The sequence below is a fragment of the Enterococcus sp. ARL09-542 genome, assembly GCF_005234805.1.
Lineage (GTDB): Bacteria > Bacillota > Bacilli > Lactobacillales > Enterococcaceae > Enterococcus_D > Enterococcus_D gallinarum.
The window spans coordinates 1-5,099 of record NZ_QPQX01000036.1; the positions used below are offsets into that span (position 1 = coordinate 1).

The following is a 5,099-nucleotide window of genomic DNA, read 5'->3' on the forward strand; positions in this document are numbered from 1 at the left end:
TTATCTTCAATTATTTTTTGTAAACTCATGAATAAAAATTGGACAATTAAATTACCTGATACAGTTCCTCCAGCTATCGCTAAACCATTTTTATCAATTATTCCGGCTTTAGTTTCTCTTTATATAATTGCTATTTTGACATTTTTGTTAAATAGAATAACAGGAAAAATTTTAACAGATGTAATTTACGAAATATTACAACGCCCTATGTTAGGACTTTCCCAAAGTTTTTTTGTTGTTATATTAGTTGCTTTCTTAGTTCAATTTTTCTGGTTTTTCGGTATTCATGGTGGAAATGTTATGGCACCTATTATGGAAGGTGTATTTGGAGTAGCGCTTTTAGCTAATTTAGAAGCTTATCAAAACAATGAAACTATTCCTTATGTTTGGACAAGTGTATCATACGGATCGTTTGTCTGGTATGCAACTTTAGGTTTATTAATTGCGATTTTTTGGGTATCAAAAAATGGTCATTATAGAGAAGTGGCTAAATTGGGAATAGTTCCATGCCTTTTTAATATAGGAGAACCGGTGATGTACGGATTACCTACTGTATTAAATCCTATTTTATTTATACCTATAATTTTGTGTCCTGTAATTATGGCTGGGCTTGCATATTTAGCAACAGATTTAGGATTAGTATCTCCAGTAACACAAAATGTAACTTGGGTGATGCCACCGATTTTATATGGATTCTTTTCGACAGGATTTGATTGGAGATCAATTATTTTATCAATAATCAATTTAATTTTAGCTACCTTGATTTATTTACCATTTGTAAAGATGGCTAATAATGAAACTGTTTGATAAGTAAAAAGAAGATATAGTTATTTATAGTATTTAGAAATTTAATGAATAACATTTTATATTGACAAAATATTTAGAGATTTTTGATATCAAGGTTTATTTTAGTATAAAGTGTTCTTAAGTAATCAATCATCCGCTATAAAAGAATTGTTATTCCATTTAAATTTTTGCTCATCACAAAAAAATATCCTTTCAAAAGGAAATTTTAATTTCTTAAATCAAGAGAGGTTGTTTGATTATTTTAATGATTGGAGTTTTTAATATGAAAAAGGATCAACCAAATGTTGTTTTAATTGTAGTAGATCAGATGAGGGCAGATGCGTTATCTTTGAATAGTCAAGATAAATTCATTAGTACGCCTACATTAGATATGATGGCTAGTCAAGGATATAATTTTGAGAATTGTTATTCGCCTGTTCCAAGTTGTGTTCCAGCAAGAGCAGCATTACTGACAGGATTAGATCAAGAAACTTCGGGAAGGGTAGGTTATGAAGATGAGGTTCCATGGTATTTTAAAAACACACTTCCAGAAGTTTTTAAAGAACAGGGATATCAAACTGAGTGTATTGGGAAAATGCATGTGTATCCTTCAAGAAAACGGTTGGGATTTGATCATGTACTATTGCATGACGGGTATCTTCATGTTGATCGAAAATATGACAAATCTTATGGAGAGCAGTTTGAATATTCTAGTGATTACTTAATGTTTCTAAAAGAATCATTGGGCTCAGATGCAGATTTGATTGATGATGGGTTAAATTGTAATTCGTGGGAAGCACGACCATGGATGTATCCTGAAAAATTTCATCCAACAAATTGGGTGGTTTCAGAAGGAATAAACTTTTTAAGGCGGAAAGATCCTACAGTACCATTCTTCTTAAAATTATCATTTGAGAAACCTCATGCTCCTTTGAATCCACCAAAATATTATTTTGATATGTATATGGATAGATTACCAGACACTCTAGATTTGCATATTGGTAATTGGGAGAAATTAGAACATGTTGTTCCAGATGTTTGTGCCTTAAGAGGAAAATTAAAAGAGGATGATCAAAGAAGAATGTTTGCTGGATACTATGGCCTTATTTCTCATATAGATCATCAGATCAATCGCTTTTTAATGGCTTTAAAAGAATTTAGACATGATAAAGATACAATCATTTGGTTCATTTCAGATCATGGAGATCAATTAGGAGAACATTACTTATTCAGAAAAGGGTATCCTTACCAAGGGAGTATTCGTATCCCGTCGTTTATTTACGATCCTGGTGATCTGATCTCAGCAAAAAAACATGGAATTAAAGAGCTTGTAAAAATACAGGATATATTTCCTTCATTAGTTGATTTAGTATTAGGACAATATGTAAATACAGATGGAAAAAGTGTTAAACAGTTGCTCTTTGGAAACTGTGAAGGATGGCGGCGAGAAATTCATGGAGAACATAGTTTAGGGATGGATTCTAGTCAATATATATTAACGGAGAAATGGAAATTTATATGGTTTCCCGTAAAAAATACGTATCAATTATTTGATATGATAAATGATCCAAATGAGATGAAAAACCTATATTATGATAAAAAATACGAATCTATTATTTATGAAATGAAACATAAATTAGTAGGATATTTAAAAGGTAGAGAAGAGGGGTTTGTCAAAAACGGACAGTTAATTCAAATAGGAATTTCAAATATCGTTTCAACTTTAAAAAGTAAAAAATAAACTAAAAGTGAAGATGCAATAAAAAATCAACATAGGGTATACTGAGTCAAAATATACTCAGATACAGGCAAAACTTTGCGTCTTTATTTATTTCAAAAAAATCAAATATTCTTTGCTCTTTGTCAATAAGGACCGGTGAATTGTGCAAAATCAAAACTGGCTATCTATGCGAGTATGCGGATGAAAAATGCTGAAAATATCAGTTGAAAACGTCCAATTAAATTGACTTTTATATTTGTAAAATAATTATTCCGGCAAAGAACAATCATAATCACCCGTGAAACGGGTGGTTTGCTCTTCGGCTAGAAGCCTCTCTTACCGGCCTCGGCCTAAAAGGCCCTCTGAAGGCTTCTCCCCGCACCATTTCTACTCGCTGATTCTAAAAGAATCTCACTCTATCTCTTTTTGTTTTTAACTCCTGTAAACGGATCAACTTCTTCAAACAACGTAAGCTGATCTGCTGAATAATCTTCTTTTATTTGTTTACGAATATACTCAGCTATCTGCTCCTTATTTCGTCCAACCGTGTCCACGTAGTACCCTCGACACCAAAATTTCGGTTCCCATAGCGATATTTCAACTCTGCATGACGGGCGAATATCATTAAACTACTTTTTTCCTTTAAATAGCCCATAAATTGCGAAACACTTAACTTTGGTGGAATACTTACAAGTAAATGAATATGATCTGCACAAGCATTTGCCTCAATGATCTCTACTCCTTTTATTTCATAGAGCGTGCGAAGAATCTCGCTTATACTTTCTCTATATTTTCCGTAAATGATCTATCTCCGATATTTTGGCGCAAACACGATGTTATACTTACATCTCCATTTACTATGTGATAAACTTTCTTTGTCCCTTTCAATAAGGACACCTCCTATCTTTGATGGTGATGCGGTCTGGAAACCAACATCAGTTTATCAATTTTGGGAGGTCTTTTTAATACCATGCTGGAAGCTCTTTTGAACCACCAGCACAGCAGGTGGTTTTCAAACATACAATAAAAAGCCTACTTTATAGTACAAGTAGGCATGAGTTGACAAATTGATGGTTTTTTTAAGGATCTAGCATTGTGGGTTGATGACACTCATAGATTAAAGTTTGTCAACTCAAAAAAAGTATATCAAAAAGAGAAGTAGAGAAAAAGTAGAAATCTTTATTGATTTCTGCTTTTTTGACATTATGTTTAAGAAATTAATTTAAAGAAAAAAATGAGGATGAGAGAGGTGTGTTGTTTAGAAGATGAAAAAAAGAAGGATCAGGAAAAAATTGGGTTGCTTCGTTATCTGTGTCAGAATTGTCCCAATTTATTTATTTTTGCATTATCTGAATTAATTGACACACCAATTGAGAAAACGTTTCTATGGATTAATGGGTATCATTTACCCTATCATTGGAAGTATCAACGCTGGAAGGAATGAAATTGATGTAAAGAGAAGAAAAAATCATGTTCATATGAATGTTTTAGAAAAGAAAAAGGGTAGTCAAATAGATGAAAATATGGAAAAATAGAAAACAAAAAAAGTGTAACATTATTGATTGTTGGATTAACTATAATCGGAAGTGTTTTATTTATAGGAAAGTCGTTGTTTTCTAACAAAAATGCTAAGGAACAAATGATTACTAGCACAACGGAAGATGTATCACCAGAGTTGTTTTTAGAGACAGAAGTTCTTGATACAAAGAAATCTCAGGCAAAGCCTTCGAAGAACGAGCTTTATCAAGGAGATCCCTCATTTGAACATGCGGATCCGGGAAAGCAGTATTTACTAATGATTCGGCTTATAGATAAAATGAATCATGAATATGCAGGTCCCGATAAAAAGCCATTGAAAAGAGAGAAAAAATTGATTTTAGGGAAAACCAAAGGGGTGGTACATGTAGTTGTAAAAGCAAACAGATCAATGTTAACTCATATTCAGAAGTTAAAAGATATTCAAGTGTCTGCGACATTAAAAGAGGGGTAAGAGAACATGGAAATGATGGATGACAAAAAATTTTATCAACAAATAGAACAATTAAAACAAGAAACGTTTTGGGAATATTTGTCCCATTCTTATCGATTTTTTTCTTTTGTTCCGTTATTATGTTTGCTTGATTTTTTATTCTATCCACATTTTTCATGGTGGTTTGTGCTAAAACTGATTTTGTTATTAGGGTGTATGTTGTTTTTTTTTCTGGACGTATGTTTTTTATAGAAAGATAGATAAAAAAAGGAATAGTTCTTTTCTGTTTTTCCGACTATTTGTGATGTATGCACTTTGTAATGGAATATTCATGATGATTGTCATGACAAATGTTTATCGAATACCTATTGAAAAAGGAAGTATTCTTTCTAATTGCGTAGGATCTATAGTTTTTGGAATCATTATGGGAGCGGTGTACGCAGGATGTTCCTATGAACGTATAAAAGAATATTTAGGATCTAAAAAAGAGTAGTCGAGTAAAGAACTAAAATGAGTTAGGTGATTTTATGATAGACGATGGAATGAGTGGATAGGTTACACTGAACTAGACAATAAAAATAAGGTGTGTAAAATATAAGAAAACACACTGGAGGAATTGTTAAT

5 protein-coding genes and 1 pseudogene are annotated in these 5,099 nt (G+C 32.1%); 5 read left to right on the forward strand and 1 reads right to left on the reverse strand.

The window, feature by feature from the left end:
- Together DVW06_RS16575 and DVW06_RS16580 are read left to right on the forward strand one after the other, a co-directional pair.
- The coding region (locus tag DVW06_RS16575; protein WP_174784194.1) for a PTS sugar transporter subunit IIC at positions 1-807 on the forward strand (807 nt) is incomplete at its 5' end.
- Positions 808-1,069: 262 nt separating this feature from the next.
- Positions 1,070-2,527 carry an arylsulfatase gene (locus DVW06_RS16580; RefSeq protein WP_137264902.1) on the forward strand — a complete coding sequence of 486 codons (1,458 nt, stop codon included), beginning with the start codon at positions 1,070-1,072 and terminating at the stop codon, positions 2,525-2,527.
- A gap of 395 nt (positions 2,528-2,922) precedes the next feature.
- Here DVW06_RS16580 and tnpA read toward each other — a convergent pair.
- Positions 2,923-3,395: pseudogene (gene tnpA / locus DVW06_RS16585) on the reverse strand (IS200/IS605 family transposase).
- 505 nt (positions 3,396-3,900) lie between these two features.
- On the opposite strand from tnpA, the gene DVW06_RS17125 reads away from it, so the two are divergent.
- The 3 genes from DVW06_RS17125 to DVW06_RS17615 are packed head-to-tail and all read left to right on the forward strand — an operon-like array spanning position 3,901 to position 4,727.
- Positions 3,901-4,041: a hypothetical protein gene (locus DVW06_RS17125; protein WP_161569490.1), complete on the forward strand. Its 141-nt coding sequence runs from the start codon at positions 3,901-3,903 to the stop codon at positions 4,039-4,041.
- 23 nt (positions 4,042-4,064) lie between these two features.
- Positions 4,065-4,496 (forward strand): hypothetical protein, encoded by a 432-nt coding sequence (locus tag DVW06_RS16595; protein WP_238696206.1) that lies wholly within the window; start codon positions 4,065-4,067, stop codon positions 4,494-4,496.
- A gap of 6 nt (positions 4,497-4,502) precedes the next feature.
- Entirely contained in the window at positions 4,503-4,727 is a 225-nt protein-coding gene (locus tag DVW06_RS17615; RefSeq protein ID WP_238696207.1) for a hypothetical protein, read from the forward strand.
- Positions 4,728-5,099 lie beyond the last annotated feature (372 nt).